Genomic DNA, 17,018 nt, shown 5'->3' on the forward strand with positions numbered 1-17,018 from the left:
ATGCGTTCCCCCTGTGGAGCGAGCCTGCTCGCGATAGGGCCATCCCAGACAACATAGAAACACCAGAGATTCGAAAACATGAACACCATCAACACCCTCGGCCCCAACGCCCCGCGTATCGCCCTGATCGGCGAATGCATGATCGAGCTGCAGCAACGTGCCGACGGCAGTCTGCAACAGAGCTTCGGCGGCGATACCTTGAACACCGCGGTCTACCTGTCCCGCGAACTGGGCGATGGCGGTGCGGTGGATTACGTCACTGCCCTGGGCGATGACAGTTTCAGCGACGCCATGTGCCAGAGCTGGGCCGACGAAAACATCGGTCTGGGCAGAGTCCAGCGCTTGCCCGGCCGCTTGCCCGGGCTGTATTGCATCCAGACCGACGCCGCCGGCGAGCGCCGTTTTCTCTATTGGCGCAACGAAGCCGCGGTCCGTGACTGCTTCACCACCCCGGCGGCGGCCCCCATTCTCGCGGCGTTGCCGGACTACGACGTGCTGTATTTCAGCGGCATCACCCTGGCGGTGCTTGGCGTGCAAGGTCGGGCGAAACTGCTGGAAACCCTGATCGAAGCCCGGCAGCGCGATGCGCGCATTGTGTTCGACAACAATTACCGGCCACGTTTGTGGGCGTCGATCGAGGAGGCTCGGGCGGCTTATCGCAGCGTGTTGCCGTATGTCGACCTCGCGTTGCTGACGGTGGATGACGAGCAGGCGCTGTTCCATTTTTCCAGTTGCGAGGCGGTGTTTGCCGCTTACGCGCAAATGGGCACGCCGGAAGTGGTGCTCAAGCGCGGCGCCGAGGCGTGTCTGATTCGTTGTGACGGCGAGTCGTTCGAGGTGCCGGCGCAAAAGGTTGAACGCGTGGTCGATACCACGGCGGCGGGGGATTCGTTCAGTGCGGCGTACCTTGCCAGTCGGCTCAAGGGCGGCAGCCCGGTAGAAGCCGCCGAGGCCGGGCATCGGTTGGCGAGTCGAGTGATTCAGGTGCCGGGGGCGTTGATCCCCAAAAACTGACACGAATGATGTGTGGCGAGGGAGCTTGCTCTCGTTGGGCTGCGAAGCAGCCCCAATACCTGAAAGCACATACTGTCAGGCACACCGCATTCTCAGGTTTTACGACTGCTTCGCAGCCGCGCGGGAGCAAGCTCCCTCGCCATAGGAGGTCTCGGCCAACCGATCAATCCCGGTAAAACACCTGCACCAGGTGATACCCGAACTTGCTCTTGATCGGTCCGTGCACCACCCGCAGCGGTTTCTTGAAGATCACTGCGTCAATCACACCCACCATCTGCCCCGGCCGCACTTCACCCAGATCACCGCCGCGCTTGCCGGACGGGCAGGTGGAGTATTTCTTGGCCAGCACATCGAAGGCTTCGCCCTTGGCGATGCGTTGTTTGAGCTGCTCGGCTTCTTCCGAGGTTTTCACCAGAATATGGCGGGCTTGAGCTTTCATTGGGGCAGATACCTTGCAACGGTGGTGGCTATGCGGGTGCTAGCGTGGGGCGCGCGATTATGCCTTAACTCGCTGAAAAGATCGCAGCCAGCGGCAGCTCCTACGGTTGGCCGATCATCGTGCGAATCTTGTTGGCCAGCAGATCAATGGAAAACGGTTTGGCCACCATGTCCATGCCTTCCTCGAGGAAACCCTGGCGTTCGGCGGCTTTCTCCGCGTAGCCGGTCATGAACAGCACCTTGAGTTCCGGCCGGTGCTGGCGCGCGATTTCTGCCAGTTGCCGACCGTTCATGCCCGGCAGCCCGACATCGGTCACGAGTAGATCCACGCGCACGTCGGACTCCAGCAAGGGCAGGGCAGACTTCGCGTCTTCGGCTTCATGGGCGTGATAACCCAGCTCATTCAGCAAGTCGAGGACCAGCATGCGCACGGCCGGATCATCCTCCACCAACATCACGGTTTCACCGGCAATCGCTGCTGGCGCCTCGCCGCTGAAGGGCATTAGCGTGTTCTCCGGTTCCGGGAAATACAGCCGCGGCAGGTAAAGGCGTACGCAGGTGCCCTGGCCTGGAACGCTGTGGAGTTTGACGTGGCCGCCAGACTGCTGGGCAAAACCATAAATCATTGACAAACCAAGCCCTGTGCCCTGGCCGATGGGTTTGGTGGTGAAGAAAGGATCGAACGCCTTGGCCAGCACCGACGGGGTCATGCCGGTGCCGTTGTCGCTGACGGCAATCATCACGTAATCCCCGGGCTTGACTGTTTCCAGGGTGGTGATATCGCTGCTGTCGAGGTAAACATTGGCCGTTTCAATCAGCAACTCGCCGCCATCGGGCATGGCGTCGCGGGCGTTGATCACCAGGTTGAGCAACGCGTTTTCCAGTTGGCTGACGTCAGTGCTGACCGGCCAGGCTTCATCGGCCAGTCGCAGCTTCAGCGCGATGTGATCGCCTTTGGTGCGGCTGAGCAGGTCCTCCAGGGAATGAATCAGCGCGTTGGCATTCAGCGTCTTGCGATCCAGCGACTGGCGTCTGGAGAATGCCAGCAGGCGATGGGTAAGGGCGGCCGCGCGGTTGGCTGACGACACGGCCGCCTCGGTGAAACGGCCGATCTCGGCGGCGCGACCGTCAGCGATGTAGCGCTGCATCAGGTCGAGGCTGCCGATAATCCCGGTGAGCATGTTGTTGAAGTCATGGGCAATGCCGCCAGTGAGCTGACCGACCGCTTCCATTTTCTGAGCATGGCGCAAGGCGTCTTCAGCACGTTCGCGCTCGAACATCTCGTTTTGCAGGCGCTGGTTCGCTTCGGCCAATTGCTGGGTGCGGGCGGCAACGCGTTCTTCAAGGGTTTCGTTGAGATTGCGCAAGGCTTCTTCGGTCTGTTTGCGTTCGGTTTCATCGATCACGAAAATGTAGAAACCGTTCACCGCGCCATCCGGCCCGTGGCGGGGCAGGTAGTTCATCAAGGCCTGACGGGTGCTGCCATCACGATGCGGCGTGCTGATGCTGAAGCAACAGGTTCTGCCTGCCAGTGCTTCGGCGATGTATTCGGCGCGCAAGGCGTAGGCTTCGTCACCCAGCACCTCACGAATGGTCCGACCGTAGAGTTCCTGGGGCGTCAGGCCGTACCAATCCAGATACGCGGCGTTGTTCAGGCGAAAGCGTTCCTCGCTGTCGACGTAACTGATCAGGATCGGTATGGCGTGGATGATCAGTTGCAGCTCGGTCTGGCTCTGGCGCAATGCCTGTTCGGTGTGTTTGCGTTCGGTCAGGTCCAGGGCGGCGCCGAGGAAACGGATGGGCCGGCCATGGTGATCCTTGTAGCAGCGGCCTCGGGCAAACACCCAGCGCAGCTGACCGTCGGGTTGCAGCAGGCGATACTCCTCGGCGTATTCGGTGCCGTGGGTGATGCAATGCTTGATGCTGCGGGTGACCATCGCACGGTCTTCCGGATGCACTGCTCCCAGGTAGTCGCTGATTGGCAATTGGCTGGCGAGTAGCGGATCGATACCGTGCAACTGGGCAAAGTGGGCATCGGCAATGAAGCGGTCTTCGCTGATGTCCCAGTCCCAGGTGCCGACGGCGTCGGTGGCGGCCAGCGCCAATTGCAAGCGTTCCTCGGTTTCGCGCTGAGCCTTCAGGCTGGCGGCCGAGCGTTGTTCAAGTTCGAGGGCAATGCGTCGGCGTTCGTTGGTTTCGATGGCGGTGACCAGAATCCCGGCGACCTCGGCGCTTTCATCGCGGATCGGACTGTAGGTCAAATCCAGCCAGAAGTCGGACTCGTCATTGTCACGTTGCAGGGTGAAGCGCTGTTCGCTGTAGGTTCGCACCTGTCCCTGTAGGACGGCACTGTAAATCGGGTCGGTAAAGTCTTTGAGTTCTGGCCAGATCTGGTGTGTCGGTTGTCCGAAAGCGTGCGGATGCTTGCTGCCGGCCAACAGGGCGAAGCCGTCGTTGTAGATCTGCGTGAGTTCCGGCCCCCACAGCAACAGCATCGGCATCGGTGAGTGAATCACGATGTCCACCGCCGTACGCAGGCTCTGCGGCCAGGCACTGGCGCTGCCGAGCGGGGTGCGCGACCAGTCCAGTCTGGCAATCAGGGCCTGGGCATCGCTGCCGGTGGGTGTTGCGTTCATCAAAGTGTTCCTGCACGTCAGTCAGTTTGGCGGCGTACTATCCTAGAGCGTTAGTCGCGGTATGACCCGTTTTTGGGGTCATTTCTGTTCATTCAATGCTTCGCGGGTGTTTTTTGCCATGGAAATCGATGGGCTTTTGAAGATTCTGGCCAGCCAGGAGGGTTCCGATCTGTACCTGTCCACCGGCGCGCCACCCTGCGCACGGTTTGATGGTGTGCTTAAACCCGTGACCGACCAGCCATTCAAACCGGGGGAAATCACGGCGATTGCCATGTCCATCATGGACGCCGAGCAGCGGCTGGAGTTCGATCGGGAACTGGAGATGAACCTGGCGATCTCTTTGCCGGGTGTCGGGCGTTTTCGGGTCAACATTTTCAAGCAGCGCAACGATATGTCGATTGTGGTGCGTAATGTCAAACTCGACATTCCACGTTTCGAAGACCTCCGGTTGCCAGCGGTCCTGCTGGAAACGGTCATGCTCAAACAGGGGCTGATGCTGTTCGTCGGCGCCACCGACTCAGGCAAGTCTACCTCACTGGCGGCGTTGATCGATTATCGCAACCGCCACAGCAGCGGCCATATCATCACCATCGAAGACCCGGTCGAATACATTCATCGGCACAAGAAGTCGATCATCAATCAGCGCGAGGTCGGCGTGGATACCCGCAGTTTTCATGCGGCGTTGAAGAATACCCTGCGCCAGGCACCGGATGTGGTGCTGATCGGCGAGATCCGCGACCGCGAAACCATGGAGCATGCGTTGGCGTTTGCCGACACCGGGCACCTGGTGATTTCCACCTTGCATGCCCACAACGCCCATCAGGCGCTGGACCGTATCATCAACTTCTTCCCGGAGGAGCGGCGGACGCAACTGCTGCATGACCTGGGCAACAATCTCAAAGCGTTCGTTTCCCAACGGCTTGTGCGTACCCGTGATGGGCAACGGAGGGCGGCGGTGGAAGTGATGCTCGGTTCGCCGACCATTGGTGACTTGATCCGCCGTAACGAATTCGATGAGCTCAAGGGGATCATGGAGAAGTCCGTCGAGCAGGGCATGCAAACGTTCGATAGCGCGCTGTTCGCGTTGGTTGAAGAGGGTGCGATCGATGAGGAGGAGGCGCTGAAGCACGCGGACTCGGTGAACAATTTGCGCCTGCGACTGAAGCTGCATGCGGAAACATCACCGGGCCCCCATGCACCACCCGGCGAATGGGGACTGATGGACTGACACCGGCGGCTCCCGCCAGAGACGTTGTTCAGTCCTTGAGCTCGGGGCGGTCGCGGAACTGTTCCAGGGCCTCTGGATTGGCCAGCGCATCGGTGTTTTTCACCGGCTGGCCATGCACCACATTCCGCACCGCCAGCTCGACCACTTTGCCGCTGATGGTGCGTGGAATGTCCGTTACCGCGACGATTTTCGCCGGCACATGCCGTGGCGTGGTGTTGGCGCGAATGACCTGGCGAATCTGCTGTTGCAGGGGCTCGTCGAGTTCGACGCCATCGCGCAAACGCACGAACAGCACCACCCGCACGTCATCCTGCCACTGCTGGCCGATGGCCACGCTGTCGATCACCTGCGGGACTTTCTCTACCTGACGGTAGATTTCCGCTGTGCCGATGCGCACGCCGCCGGGGTTGAGTACGGCGTCCGAGCGGCCGTGAATCATCATTGCGCCGTGAGTCAATTGTTCGGCGTAATCGCCCTGGGCCCAGACGCCCGGAAACTGGCTGAAGTAGGACGCGCGGAGCTTTTCGCCGGTCGGGTCGTTCCACAGGCCGATGGGCATCGCCGGAAAGTGCCGGGTGCAGACCAGCTCACCTTTTTCACCCATTACGGGAGCGCCGGCGTCATTCCAGACCTCGACGGCCATGCCGAGGCTCTTGCCCTGGATTTCACCGCGACGCACCGGCAGCCACGGATTGCCGTTCACGAAGCACGAAACGATGTCGGTGCCGCCGGACATCGACGCCAGGCACAGGTCAGCCTTGAAGTCGCGGTAAACATAGTCGTAACTCTGCGGCGATAGCGCAGAGCCGGTGCACAGCAGGGTTTTCAGGCTACCAAGATCATGGCTTTGCCGAGGCTTCACCCCCGTGCTTTCCAGTGTCGCGAGGTATTTGGGGCTGGTGCCGAACACGCTGATTCGCTCGTCGTCGATCAGGTCGATCAAACGCTCGGGGCCGGGATGAAACGGTGAGCCGTCGTACAGCACCACGGCGCTGTCCACGGCCAGGGCCGAGACCAGCCAGTTCCACATCATCCAGCCGCACGTCGTGTAGTAAAACAAACGGTCGCCGGGGCCGAGATCGCAATGCAGGCCGTGTTCCTTGACGTGTTGCAGCAGTACGCCGCCGGTGCTGTGAATGATGCATTTGGGCACGCCGGTGGTGCCGCTGGAATAGAGGATGTACAGCGGGTGTGCGAATGGCACGGCGACAAAATCCGGCTCGCCACCGGGTTCGTAGAATTCATCCCAGAGTGCCACGTCGGCGTGGGTGCAGAAGTCTGCGGTACGTGCCTGTGGTCGAGCGTAAGGCACGACGATCAATTGTTGCAGCGACGGCAGGCGTTCGAGGATTTCGTTGACCTTGGTGCGCTGGTCGATGTCTTTGCCGGCATAACGGTAACCGGCGCAGGTGATCAGCACCTTCGGTTCGATCTGGCCGAAGCGGTCGATCACGCCTTGGGTGCCGAAGTCCGGTGAGGAACAGGACCAGATCGCCCCGAGGCTGGTGGTCGCGAGCATGGCCACCAGGGTTTGCCAGGTATTGGGCATGCACGCGGCGACGCGATCGCCGAGGCCGACACCGGCGGCGATCAGACTGTTTTGAAAGCCGGCGACATGCTCCGCCAGTTCGGCCCAAGTCAGCTGTTCACGCTGGCCGTTTTCGGCGATGGCGATAACGGCCACGGCATCGTCGCGACGGCGCAGCAGGTGTTCGGCGAAATTCAGGGTGGCGCCTGGGAACCATTGGGCGCTGGGCATATGATCGCCTTCGATCAACACCGCGTCGGGTTGATCGTGGAAGCGGATATCAAAGAAATCGACGATGGCTTGCCAGAAGTCGACCCGCTGCTCGATGGACCATTGATGCAGATCGGCGTAGTCGGCGATGTCGAGGTGGTGACGTTGATTGATGAAGCGCCGGAAGGCCTCCATGCGGGTTTTGGCGACGCGCTTGGCGTCGGGTTGCCAGAGAATGTCGGACATGGTTTGCCTCTTCTTCTATGTGTGCACACAGTCTTCTGTGGCGAGGGAGCTTGCTCCCGCTGGGTGGCGAAGCCGCCCCAAAAATGGTCGGATCAGCCAATTTGCGACTGCTGCGCAGCCGAGCGGGAGCAAGCTCCCTCGCCACAGGGGTTAGCGGTCCATCACTGCGCCAACCACCCACCATCAATATTCCACGCCGCGCCCCGCACCTGGCTACCGGCCTCGCTGCACAGGAACAACACCAGCTCACCCAGTTGCGGCGGCGTGACGAACTCCAGCGAAGGCTGTTTCTCGGCCAGCAAATCATGCTGCGCCTGCTGCGGATCAATCCCGGTCGCGATGCGGTCATCGATCTGCTTCTGCACCAGCGGCGTCAACACCCAGCCTGGGCAAATCGCGTTGCAGGTGACATTGGTCGTGGCGGTTTCCAGGCCGACCACCTTGGTCAAGCCGATTACCCCGTGCTTGGCCGCGACGTAAGCGGCCTTGCCCACCGACCCGACCTGGCCATGCACCGAGGCGATATTGATGACCCGGCCCCAGCCTTTCTGGCGCATGCCCGGCAGGCTCAAACGGGTGCTGTGGAACACCGACGACAGGTTGATCGCAATGATCGAATCCCAGCGCTCCACGGGAAAGTCTTCCACTGGTGCCACATGCTGGATGCCGGCATTGTTCACCAGAATGTCCACGCCGCCGAACTCGCGCTCGGCGTAGGCGATCATGTCGGCAATCTGCGCCGGGTCGCTGACATCGGCGGGGTGATGGCCGACCTTGCCACCGAACTGTCCAACCTCGGCAATCACCTTGGAGGCATCGCCGAAACCATTGAGGATCAGGTTGGCGCCGGCCTTGGCCAGGCTGAGTGCAATGCCCAGGCCGATGCCGCTGGTGGAGCCGGTGACCAGTGCAGTCTTGCCCGTAAGAGTCGTCATGAATACCTCACACAATGCCAGTGGCGTAGAAAGTACCGATCACCACAAAGACCGCCAGGGTCTTGATCAGCGTAATACAGAAAATGTCTTTGTAGGCTTCGCGGTGGGTCAGGCCCGTCACCGCCAGCAAGGTGATCACCGCGCCGTTGTGCGGCAGGGTGTCCATGCCGCCGCTCGCCATCGCGGCAACCCGGTGCATCACTTCCAGCGGAATGTTGGCCGCATGGGCGGCGGCGATGAAGTCATTGGCCATGGCTGCCAGCGCAATGCTCATGCCGCCCGACGCCGAACCGGTGATGCCGGCCAGCAGGGTTACGGTAACCGCTTCGTTGACCAGCGGGTTGGGAATGCTCTTGAGCCAGTCGGCCAGTACCAGGAAGCCTGGCAAGGAAGCGATCACCGCACCGAAGCCGTATTCCGAGGCAGTGTTCATCGCCGCCAGCAACGAACCCCCGACCGCACTTCGACTGCCTTCGGCCAACTTGCCGCGAATCGCCTGGAAGCCGAACACCAGCACCATGATGATGCCGACCAGCAACGCGGCCTGAACCGCCCAGATCGCCGTGAGCTTGGCGATTTCAGTGGTCACCGGCGCCGCCATGCCCGGCAGTGCCAGGCTGTGGGTCTTGCCGTACCACTGGGGAATCCACTGGGTGAACAACAGGTTCATGATGCCGACGGCCAGCAACGGCGACAGTGCGATCCACGGATTGGGCAGTTTGATGTCGGCAGCGGTTTCCGGCTCGTTACGCAGTTCAGTGCCATAGCCCTCACCGGCGGCCTGAGCCTTGTTGCGCTGGCGCTGCAGAAACAGCATGCCGGCGCAGACCACGAAGATCGAGCCGATCAAACCCAGCCACGGCGCGGCCCAGGCGGTGGTGTTGAAGAAGGTGCTGGGAATGATGTTCTGGATCTGCGGGGTGCCGGGCAGGGCGTCCATGGTGAACGAAAACGCGCCGAGGGCGATGGTCGCCGGAATCAGGCGTTTAGGGATATTGCTCTGGCGGAACATTTCGGCCGCGAACGGGTAGACCGCAAAGACCACCACGAACAGCGACACGCCACCGTAAGTCAGCAGGGCGCAGACCAGGACGATCACCAGCATCGCCTGGCGGGTGCCGAGCAGACGAATCGCCGCCGCGACAATGGAACGCGAGAAACCCGACAACTCAATCAGCTTGCCGAACACCGCGCCGAGCAGGAACACCGGGAAATACAGTTTGATGAAGCCGACCATTTTTTCCATGAACACCCCGGTGAAGGCAGGGGCGACAGCTGAAGGGTCGGTGAGCAGAACGGCGCCGAGGGCGGCAATCGGGGCAAAAAGGATAACGCTGTAGCCACGGTAGGCCGCGAGCATCAGCAGCGCGAGGGCTGCCAAGGCAATGATCACACTCATGGTGTGTCTCCTGGATTGTTATTTTTGTGTGGTGAAGCTGTGTGCGGGAGGGGCTATAGCGAGTTTCGTGCCATGGGCGCAAAGTATTGAAATATAAGGATATTTTATTTGTGGAAGAGTGAAATACAGTTTTTTGTCTCTGATTTGAGACTTTTTTGATGTTGCAGGCCTGATCGCGCGCAAGCCCGCTGCCACAGGTTGAGCAGGTTTTTCTCGAAGCATGCGATCCCTGGGGGCGTGGGCTTGCCCTTGATGGTCTGTCTAACAATGGAGATTTATGTCTCGTTATAGAGACTCGGCAATCCCCAGCGCCACCATCTTCTTGTACAACGTCGACCGCCCAAGCCCTAACCGAGCCGCCGCCTCAATCACCTTCCCCCCGCATTGCGCCAGGGTAGATTCAATCAATTGCCGGTCAAACCGCTCCCGAGCCTCGCTGAAGGTCTCATGGGCAACCGATTCAATCATTAAGGGCGCGGTGCGTTCGACTGGCGTAAACGTACCAATCGCTGCACGAATATCCTGCACATTCAGCAACAGGTCGTCACTGAGCAACGCCGCCCGTTCCAGTACGTTGCGCAGTTCGCGAATATTCCCCGGCCAGGCGTGTTGTCCCAGTAGCTCCAGCGCTTCGCGGTTCAGTTCATGCTGACTGCGCAGCTCCTCGAGAATCGCTTCACTCAGGGCCGGTAAATCATCGAGGCGATCTCGCAACGGTGGCACCTGGATCGGTAGCACGTTGAGGCGGTAATACAGATCGGCACGAAACTCGCCGCGTTTGATCGCCGCTTCAAGGTCGGTCGAGGTCGCCGCGATCACCCGCACATCGCTCTGAATCACTTCGTTGGAGCCCACCGGTTCGAATTCTTTTTCCTGCAACACCCGCAGCAGTTTGCTTTGCAGGGGCAGCGGCATGTCGCCGATCTCATCGAGGAACAGCGTCCCGCCCTGGGCAATCTGCAGCTTGCCGGCACGGCCCTTGCGGTCTGCACCGGTGAACGCGCCGGGGGCGGTGCCGAAGAATTCGGCTTCCAGCAACGACTCGGGAATCGCTGCGCTGTTGATGCTGACGAAGGCTTTGTGGGAACGTGGCGACGCCCCGTGAATAGCCTGCGCCAACAGCTCTTTGCCGGTGCCGGTTTCGCCGAGCAGCAGCACCGGCGAATCGGCGCTGGCACTGCGCCGGGCGCGGCGTTTGACTTCGAGGCTGGCCGCGCTGGTACCGATGAAATGGGCGAAGTTGTACTTGGTCTGCCGTGCCCGCAGCAGCGAACGGGTGGAGGCCAGTTCTTCCTGCATACTCATGTAGCGCTTGAGCATTGGCGAGAGGCTGCGCAACTCGTCGAACAGCGCAAAACCGATCGCACCGATCACCACGCCGGCATCGTCGTGAATCGGCAGGCGCATGACCACCAGCGGTTCCTTGGGGGTGTCCTGCATGTCGAGCAGAATCGGCCGACCAGTGCGCACTACCTCGCGCAGCAGGCTGCCGGGGATCACGCTTTCGCAAGCCTTGCCGATGGCCACTTCAGCCGACGCCAGACCGAAGCGCCTGGCATAGCGTTCGTTCATCCAGACGATGTTGGCGTCGCGATCGACGATCACCGTGCCTTCACTCGACTGCTCGATGATCTCGAACAACGAACGGATCGCCAACAGGCGAACGCGCTGGTAGTCCTTCAGGCTTTCGGTGGTGTTCATGTGGGCTGATCCTGATTGTGTACAAAGCCAGGCACTGGATTATGCCTACCGCGGATGCGCCGCCGCCAACAGCTCTTTGGTGTACGGATGCTGCGGTGATTCGAACACGTCGTGGCTGGCGCCGCTTTCCACCACCTTGCCGTCCTTGATCACGATCATGTCATGGGCGAGGGCGCGGACGACCGCCAGGTCATGGCTGATGAACAGATAGGTCAGCCCGTGTTTTTCCTGAAGCTGGCGAAGCAGGGCAACCACCTGTTTTTGCACCGTGCGGTCCAGCGCCGAGGTCGGTTCGTCGAGCAGGATCAGCGCCGGTTTCAGCACCAGCGCCCGGGCAATGGCGATGCGCTGGCGCTGGCCGCCGGAAAATTCGTGAGGGTAGCGATGGCGACTCTGCGGGTCGAGGCCCACTTCCTGCAGTGCACGAATCACCTCGGCCTTGCATTCGTCCGCCGTCAACTGGCTGTGAACCTCAAGGCCTTCGCTGATGATCTGCGCCACGGACATCCGTGGGCTGAGGCTGCCGAAAGGGTCCTGGAACACCACCTGCATTTTTTTGCGCCACGGCCGCAGCTGCTTTTGCGTCAGACCGTCCAGCGCTTCACCCTGAAAGCGAATGCTGCCTTCGGAGTCGAGCAGGCGCAGGATCGCCTGCCCCAGGGTGGACTTGCCGGAACCGGATTCACCGACAATGCCCAGTGTCTTGCCACGCTGTACATTCAGGCTGATGCCATCCACCGCATGCAAATACGTTTTGCGCTGGAACAGTCCGCCACTGAGGGCGAAGCGCACGGAAAGATTGTCCACTTCCAGTACGTTCTCGCGCGTGTCCCTGGCCAGCGCTTCACCTTCCGGTTCGGCATTCAGCAAGACGCAGCTGTACGGATGCTTCGGCTCGGTGAACAGCGTCTCGCACGGCGCCTGCTCGACGATTTCCCCAGCCTTCATCACGCACACGCGCTGGGCGATGCTACGCACCAGATTGAGGTCGTGGCTGATCAGCAGCAGCGACATGCCGAGTCGCTGTTGCAGGGATTTGAGCAGCAGCAGGATCTTGCGCTGCACCGTTACGTCCAGCGCCGTGGTGGGCTCGTCGGCGATCAGCAACTCCGGTTCGCAGGCCAGGGCCATGGCAATCATCACCCGTTGCCGCTGGCCGCCGGACAGTTGATGCGGGTACGCCTTGAGACGTTCCTTGGGTTTCTGGATGCCCACCAGGTGCAGCAACTCAAGAATCCGTGCCTGCGCGGGTTTGCCAGTCATGCCTTTGTGCAATAGCAACGTTTCGCCGATCTGCTTCTCAATGCTGTGCAGCGGGTTGAGCGAGGTCATCGGCTCCTGGAAAATCATCGCGATGCGGTTGCCGCGCAACTCCCGCAGCACTTTGGATGAGGCGCCGAGCAATTCCTTGCCGCGATAGCGGATGCTGCCGCTGGATTCGGTGCCGGTCTCGGGCAGCAATTGCAGGATCGAGTGCGCGGTCACCGATTTGCCGGACCCCGACTCACCGACCAGTGCCAGGCATTCGCCGGGGCGGATGTCCAGGCACAGATTGCGCACCACGGTCTGGCCGCTGAAGGCCACGCTGAGGTTGCGGATTTCGATCAGGTTACTCATATCAACATCCGCTTGTTCAAGACCGAGGATCAAAGGCGTCTCGCAACGCCTCGCCGATAAACACCAGTAACGAAAGAATCAACGCCAGGGTGAAAAACGCCGTCAACCCCAACCACGGCGCTTGCAGATTCTGTTTGCCCTGACCGATCAGTTCGCCCAGCGATGCACTGCCGGCCGGCATGCCGAAACCGAGGAAATCCAGCGCGGTGAGCGTCGAAATCGCTCCGGTCAGAATGAACGGCAGGTAACTCAGGGTTGCGTTCATCGCATTGGGCAGAATGTGCCGCACGATGACTTTGCGGTCGGTCAGGCCCAGTGCGCGGGCGGCTTTGACATATTCCAGGTTGCGTCCGCGCAGGAACTCGGCGCGCACCACGTCCACCAGCGCCAGCCAGGAAAACAGCGCCATGATCCCCAGCAGCCACCAGAAATTCGGCTCGACGAACCCTGACAGGATGATCAGCAGGTACAGCACCGGCAACCCCGACCAGACTTCCTGCAAGCGCTGACCGATCAGGTCGACCCAGCCGCCGTAATAACCCTGCAACGCGCCGGCGGCGATGCCGATCAGCGCGCTGACAAACGTCAGCATCAACGCAAACAGAATCGACACCCGCGCGCCGAAAATCACCCGGGCCAGCACGTCGCGCGCCTGGTCGTCGGTGCCCAGCCAATTGACGCTCGAGGGCGGGCTCGGCGCCGGTTTGTTCAAGTCATAGTTGGGTGTGTCGTCGCTGAACGGGATCGGCGGAAACAACAGCCAGCCGCCATCCTTTTTGATCAGCTTCTGCACATAGTCGCTGCGATAGTCCGCCTGGAACGGCAGTTGCCCGCCGAATTCCTGCTCGGTGTAGCGCTTGAAAACCGGGAAGTACAACGAACCCTGATAACTGACCACCAGTGGTTTGTCATTGGCGATCAGCTCGCCGCCCAGGCTCAAGAGGAACAGGCCGATGAACAGCCACAACGACCACCAGCCACGACGGTTTTTCTTGAAACGTTCGAAACGGCGACGCGCCAGCGGCGAAAGCTTGAACATCAGGCATTCCTCGCGGCGAAGTCGATACGCGGGTCGACCAGGGTGTAGCAGAGGTCACCGACCAGTTTTATCAGCAGGCCGAACAGTGTGAAGATGAACAGCGAACCGAATACCACCGGATAATCCCGGGACACCGCGGCTTCGTAACTCATGCGGCCCAGGCCATCGAGGGAAAAGATCACTTCGATCAGCAGCGAACCGGCGAAGAACACACTGATGAACGCCTGGGGAATGCCCGACACCACCAACAGCATCGCGTTGCGGAACACATGGCCATACAGCACGCGCCGTTCGCTCATGCCTTTGGCGCGGGCGGTAACGACGTATTGGCGGGTGATTTCATTGAGGAAGGAGTTTTTGGTCAGGATCGTCAGCGTGGCGAACCCGCCGATCACGAGCGCCGTCACCGGCAACACCAGGTGCCAGAAATAGTCGGCGATCTTGCCCACCGTGGACAGCGATTCGAAGTTGTCCGAGACCAGGCCGCGCACCGGAAACCAGTTCAGCGACGTGCCGCCGGCGAACACCACGATCAGGAACATCGCAAACAGGAACGCCGGCATCGCATAGCCGATGATGATCGCGGTGCTGCTCCAGATATCGAAGTGGCTGCCGTGATGCACGGCTTTGCGGATGCCCAGCGGAATCGACACCAGGTAAGTGATCAGCGTGGCCCACAGCCCGAGGGAAATGGTCACCGGCATTTTTTCCAGGATCAGGTCGGTGACCGTGGCGCCGCGGAAGAAGCTTTTGCCGAAATCCAGTTGCGCATAGCTTTTGAGCATCAGCCACAGGCGTTCCGGGGCCGGCTTGTCGAAGCCGTACTGTTTTTCTATTTCCTTGATCAGTTGCGGATCCAGGCCGCGGCTGGCCCGCGAACTGCCGCTCATGACTTCGCTGGAACCACCGCCGACACTGGCGCCGCCGATGCCTTGCAGGTGTGCGATCGCCTGTTCCACCGGACCGCCCGGCGCAGCCTGAACGATGACGAAGTTGACCAGCAGGATGATCACCAGCGTCGGAATGATCAGCAGCAAACGCCGCAGAATGTAAGCCCACATCAGTGCGGCCCTCCGGGTTTGCCGCGCTTGATCAGCTCGGCGGTCATCTGTTGGTTGGTCAGCGGCGTGGTGCTCACTTCCCACCAACTCTCGATGGCTTCGTCATTGGCGGCCTGCACGCTGGGAATCCCGAAGCGGTTCCACCACACGGTCGAACTGCCCGGCGGATAGTAGTTGGGAATCCAGTAGTAGTTCCATTGCAGCACCCGGTCGAGTGCATGGGCGTAGCGCAACATGTCGGCCTGGGTGGTGGCACGAACCAGGCCGTTGACCAGCGTATCGACCGCCGGGTTTTTCAACACCATGTAATTGTTGGAGCCCGGATCATTGGCCGCCGCGGAGCCAAAATAGTTGTTCAGTTCGTTGCCCGGCGAGGTGGTGACCGGATAGCCGGTGACGATCATGTCGTAGTCCCGGGACATCAGCCGATTGACGTACTGGGACGAGTCGATGCGGCGGATGTTCAGGTCGATACCGATCTGCTTCAGCGTGCGCTTGTACGGCAGCAGCAAACGGTCCAAGCCGTTCTGGCTGACCAGGAAAGTAAAGCTCAGCGGTTTGCCTTCGGCATTCACCAGTTGGTCGCCATCGGGTTTCCACCCGGCCTGCTCCAGCAAGTCCAGCGCTTGCAGTTGTTTGTCGCGGATCACGCCGCTGCCGTCGGTTTTCGGTGCTTCGAAGACTTTGGTGAACACTTCGTCGGGAATCTGTCCGCGCAAGGGTTCAAGAATCGCCAGCTCCGCGGCATCCGGCAGGCTGCGGGCGGCGAGTTCGGTATTGGAGAAAAAGCTCTGCTGGCGGATATAGAGGTCGCGCATCATCTGCCGGTTGCTCCATTCAAAATCCCAGAGCATCGCCAGTGCCTGACGTACACGGCGATCCTGAAACAGCGGATTTTGCAGGTTGAACACGAAGCCTTGCGCCGATTGCGGTGCGTTTTGCGCCAGATGCGCCTTTTGCAGGCGCCCGTCACTGAGCGCCGGGCTGTCGTAGCCGATGGAGTAACCGGTGGCGGAGAATTCACGGTTGTAGTCATAGGCGCCGCCGCGCAACACTTGGCGCGCCACGTCGGTATCGCCGAAGTACTCGATGCTGAAACGGTCGAAATTGTAGAGGCCGCGGCTGACCGGCAGGTCCTTGCCCCACCAGTCGGGATTGCGCTCGAAGGTGATACTGCGCCCGGAGTCGACCTTGCTCACCTTGTACGGACCGCTGCCCAGTGGTGGCTCGTAACCACCGCCGCTGGCGAAATCACGGGTTTTCCACCAATGCTCGGGAAACACCGGCAAGGTCGCGATGTCGAGGGGCAGAGTGCGGTTTTCGTTGCTCTTGAAGTCGAACCGAACGGTGCTCGGCGATTCCACTTCGACGCCTTTGACGTCGGCGAATTGCGTGCGATACCGCAGACTGCCCTGGGTCATCAGCAGGTCGAAGGTGTAGCGCACGTCCTCGGCGGTGATTGGCTTGCCATCGGCGAAGCGGGCCTTGGGGTTGAGGTAGAAGCGCAGGGACAACCCGTCATCCGAACGCTCCATCTTCTGCGCCACCAGGCCATAAACGGTGTAAGGCTCGTCCAGCGAGCGCTGGGCCAGGGGCGAATAGATCAAGCCGTCGATCTGCGTCACGCCGATGCCTTTGTCTATATAAGGCAGGACATGATCGAAATGCCCGATCTCGATCGCCGAGCGCCGCATCGTCCCCCCCTTGGGGGCCTGCGGGTTGGTGTAGGCAAAATGACTGAAGCCGGCAGGGTACTTCGCCGGTTCGCCGTAGACGGTCAGCGCATGTTGGGGGGCGGCGTTCACACCGGCGGCGCCCAACAGCAGGGCCACGGCAGTGAACAGCAAAGTAGGGAAAGCCAGTCGCATTGTCAGCCTTAGAGCCGGGTGGTCGATAACCGCAATTTGTACGCTAGCGGCGCGTCCCTCGCCAGCCGTATCACGCATACGAAACACGACGGCCCACC

At 60.8% G+C, this 17,018-nt stretch carries 12 protein-coding genes; 2 read left to right on the forward strand and 10 right to left on the reverse strand.

All coding sequences use genetic code 11. The features are described from left to right. Nucleotides 1-78: 78 nt before the first annotated feature. Nucleotides 79-1,014 (forward strand): sugar kinase, encoded by a 936-nt coding sequence (locus tag ACM1ZW_RS22805; protein ID WP_416739402.1) that lies wholly within the window; start codon nt 79-81, stop codon nt 1,012-1,014. 163 nt (nt 1,015-1,177) lie between these two features. On the opposite strand, the gene ACM1ZW_RS22810 is transcribed toward ACM1ZW_RS22805, so the two are convergent. Beyond that, a complete protein-coding gene (locus ACM1ZW_RS22810) occupies nt 1,178-1,453 on the reverse strand; it encodes a peptidylprolyl isomerase (protein WP_007898282.1) in 276 nt (91 codons plus the stop codon). Between the two features lie 100 nt (nt 1,454-1,553). Next, entirely contained in the window at nt 1,554-4,088 is a 2,535-nt protein-coding gene (locus ACM1ZW_RS22815) for a PAS domain-containing protein (protein WP_416739403.1), read from the reverse strand. 118 nt (nt 4,089-4,206) lie between these two features. Here ACM1ZW_RS22815 and ACM1ZW_RS22820 point away from each other — a divergent pair, with 118 nt between their 5' ends. Then, entirely contained in the window at nt 4,207-5,316 is a 1,110-nt protein-coding gene (locus ACM1ZW_RS22820; protein WP_031318970.1) for a PilT/PilU family type 4a pilus ATPase, read from the forward strand. A 28-nt stretch (nt 5,317-5,344) separates the two neighbouring features. Here ACM1ZW_RS22820 and ACM1ZW_RS22825 read toward each other — a convergent pair whose 3' ends face one another. The 8 genes from ACM1ZW_RS22825 to ACM1ZW_RS22860 all read right to left on the reverse strand — a co-directional run bounded on the left by ACM1ZW_RS22825 (nt 5,345) and on the right by ACM1ZW_RS22860 (nt 16,920). After that, nucleotides 5,345-7,300 (reverse strand): acetoacetate--CoA ligase, encoded by a 1,956-nt coding sequence (locus ACM1ZW_RS22825; RefSeq protein ID WP_017339144.1) that lies wholly within the window; start codon nt 7,298-7,300, stop codon nt 5,345-5,347. Between the two features lie 161 nt (nt 7,301-7,461). Beyond that, entirely contained in the window at nt 7,462-8,235 is a 774-nt protein-coding gene (hbdH, locus tag ACM1ZW_RS22830; RefSeq protein WP_017339143.1) for a 3-hydroxybutyrate dehydrogenase, read from the reverse strand. A 7-nt stretch (nt 8,236-8,242) separates the two neighbouring features. Next, nucleotides 8,243-9,634 (reverse strand): GntP family permease, encoded by a 1,392-nt coding sequence (locus ACM1ZW_RS22835; protein ID WP_414879748.1) that lies wholly within the window; start codon nt 9,632-9,634, stop codon nt 8,243-8,245. A 285-nt stretch (nt 9,635-9,919) separates the two neighbouring features. Continuing rightward, nucleotides 9,920-11,335: a sigma-54 interaction domain-containing protein gene (locus tag ACM1ZW_RS22840; protein WP_414879747.1), complete on the reverse strand. Its 1,416-nt coding sequence runs from the start codon at nt 11,333-11,335 to the stop codon at nt 9,920-9,922. Between the two features lie 45 nt (nt 11,336-11,380). Next, the gene (locus ACM1ZW_RS22845) at nt 11,381-12,952 is read right to left on the reverse strand and encodes an ABC transporter ATP-binding protein (protein WP_017339140.1); all 1,572 of its coding nucleotides are present in this window, start codon (nt 12,950-12,952) and stop codon (nt 11,381-11,383) included. Between the two features lie 16 nt (nt 12,953-12,968). After that, on the reverse strand, nt 12,969-13,991 hold the full coding sequence (locus ACM1ZW_RS22850) for an ABC transporter permease (protein WP_414879746.1): 1,023 nt from the start codon (nt 13,989-13,991) through the stop codon (nt 12,969-12,971). Beyond that, entirely contained in the window at nt 13,991-15,052 is a 1,062-nt protein-coding gene (locus ACM1ZW_RS22855) for a microcin C ABC transporter permease YejB (protein WP_017339138.1), read from the reverse strand. Before ACM1ZW_RS22855 ends, ACM1ZW_RS22850 begins: the two co-directional genes overlap by 1 nt. Next, complete coding sequence (locus tag ACM1ZW_RS22860) at nt 15,052-16,920, reverse strand: extracellular solute-binding protein (RefSeq protein ID WP_414883636.1); 1,869 nt, start codon at nt 16,918-16,920, stop codon at nt 15,052-15,054. Before ACM1ZW_RS22860 ends, ACM1ZW_RS22855 begins: the two co-directional genes overlap by 1 nt. Nucleotides 16,921-17,018: the final 98 nt, after the last annotated feature.

It is taken from the genome of Pseudomonas sp. NFX71, from assembly GCF_048079215.1.
GTDB lineage: Bacteria > Pseudomonadota > Gammaproteobacteria > Pseudomonadales > Pseudomonadaceae > Aquipseudomonas > Aquipseudomonas fluorescens_B.

What these genes read in the sequence shown, in the direction of transcription:
- ACM1ZW_RS22845 (WP_017339140.1), bottom strand. Translation starts at nt 12,952, where the DNA reads ATGAGTAACCTGATCGAAATCCGCAACCTCAGCGTGGCCTTCAGCGGC.
- ACM1ZW_RS22855 (WP_017339138.1), bottom strand. Translation starts at nt 15,052, where the DNA reads ATGTGGGCTTACATTCTGCGGCGTTTGCTGCTGATCATTCCGACGCTG.
- ACM1ZW_RS22825 (WP_017339144.1), bottom strand. Translation starts at nt 7,300, where the DNA reads ATGTCCGACATTCTCTGGCAACCCGACGCCAAGCGCGTCGCCAAAACC.
- ACM1ZW_RS22850 (WP_414879746.1), bottom strand. Translation starts at nt 13,991, where the DNA reads ATGTTCAAGCTTTCGCCGCTGGCGCGTCGCCGTTTCGAACGTTTCAAG.
- ACM1ZW_RS22840 (WP_414879747.1), bottom strand. Translation starts at nt 11,335, where the DNA reads ATGAACACCACCGAAAGCCTGAAGGACTACCAGCGCGTTCGCCTGTTG.
- hbdH (WP_017339143.1), bottom strand. Translation starts at nt 8,235, where the DNA reads ATGACGACTCTTACGGGCAAGACTGCACTGGTCACCGGCTCCACCAGC.
- ACM1ZW_RS22815 (WP_416739403.1), bottom strand. Translation starts at nt 4,088, where the DNA reads ATGAACGCAACACCCACCGGCAGCGATGCCCAGGCCCTGATTGCCAGA.
- ACM1ZW_RS22805 (WP_416739402.1), top strand. Translation starts at nt 79, where the DNA reads ATGAACACCATCAACACCCTCGGCCCCAACGCCCCGCGTATCGCCCTG.
- ACM1ZW_RS22810 (WP_007898282.1), bottom strand. Translation starts at nt 1,453, where the DNA reads ATGAAAGCTCAAGCCCGCCATATTCTGGTGAAAACCTCGGAAGAAGCC.
- ACM1ZW_RS22820 (WP_031318970.1), top strand. Translation starts at nt 4,207, where the DNA reads ATGGAAATCGATGGGCTTTTGAAGATTCTGGCCAGCCAGGAGGGTTCC.
- ACM1ZW_RS22860 (WP_414883636.1), bottom strand. Translation starts at nt 16,920, where the DNA reads ATGCGACTGGCTTTCCCTACTTTGCTGTTCACTGCCGTGGCCCTGCTG.
- ACM1ZW_RS22835 (WP_414879748.1), bottom strand. Translation starts at nt 9,634, where the DNA reads ATGAGTGTGATCATTGCCTTGGCAGCCCTCGCGCTGCTGATGCTCGCG.